We start from the raw sequence: 1,294 nt of genomic DNA on the forward strand, positions 1-1,294 counted from the left end.
CCACTCACCCGACAGCACAGCACCCGCGGTGCCCTCCGTCAGCGGCTTCCACGACACCCGGTACCGCCAGGCATCCACCTCGGACTGGGTCCGCAGACCCCGGCGCCACGCCGACAGGGCGGGCAGTGCCGGCAGGACCGTTCCCAGAGTGTTCTCGTCGTCCATGTCCAGCGCGGCAGCGAGCGACTCCAGGTCCTCGCGCTCCACGGCGTCCCAGAAGCGGGAGTCCAGGTCGTCCGTCGCACCCTTCCGTGTCGCGCCCGGCATCTCCAGCCAGTAGCGCTGGTGCTGGAAGGCGTACGTCGGCAGCTCCACCCGTCGGGCGCCGGTACCGGCGTAGAAGGTGGACCAGTCCACGGCCACACCCCGTACCTGTGCTTGAGCCAGAGCCGCAACCGCAGTCTCCGCCTCCGGCCGACCGGCCCGCAGCACCGGCACGAAACCGGCAGCAGCCGTCACGCACTCCTGTGCCAGCGCCGACAGCACACCGTCCGGACCGAGTTCGACGTACGTCGTCACACCCGCGGCCTCCAGGGTCCGGATGCCGTCGAGGAAGCGGACGGCCTCGCGGACGTGCCGCACCCAGAACTCGGCCGAACCCATCTCGTCCGAGACGAGGGCACCGGTCAGGTTGGAGACGACCGGGATCCGCGGAGCGGCGAACTCCAACCCCGCCACGACCTCACGGAAGTCGCCCAGCATGCCGTCCATGTGCGGCGAGTGGAAGGCGTGGCTGACGGTGAGCCGCTTGCTCTTGCGGTCGGTGAAAGCCTCCACCACCGCGAGCGCAGCGTCCTCGTCACCCGCCACCACGACCGACGCAGGCCCATTGACGGCGGCGATACTCACCCGATCGTTCAGCAGCGGCAGGACCTCGTCCTCCGACGCCTGGAGGGCGATCATCACACCGCCCGACGGCAGCGCCTGCATCAGACGACCACGGGCAGCGACGAGCGTGCAGGCATCGTCCAGCGAGAGGACGCCGGCCACATGAGCGGCCGCGATCTCACCGATCGAATGACCGGCGAGGAAGTCCGGCCGCACACCCCACGACTCGACGAGACGGAACAGCGCCACCTCGACCGCGAACAGCGCGGGCTGCGTGTACTCCGTACGGTCCAGCAGCTCCGCATCACCGCCGAACAGCACGTCCTTCAGCGGTACTTCGAGCTCAAGCCGCTCGCACACCGCATCGAACACATCCGCGAACACCGGGTAGGCGTCGTACAGCTCACGGCCCATCCCAAGACGCTGGCTGCCCTGCCCGGTGAACAGGAAGGCGGTCTTCCCGCCC

General features: G+C 69.4%; 1 protein-coding gene. It reads right to left on the reverse strand.

The features are described 5' to 3' along the window. Window positions 1-1,294: acyltransferase domain-containing protein (locus AB0I68_RS39085; protein ID WP_363182212.1), on the reverse strand; the 1,294-nt coding region annotated here is incomplete at both ends.

This window comes from Streptomyces sp. NPDC050448, assembly GCF_040655295.1.
Lineage (GTDB): Bacteria > Actinomycetota > Actinomycetes > Streptomycetales > Streptomycetaceae > Streptomyces.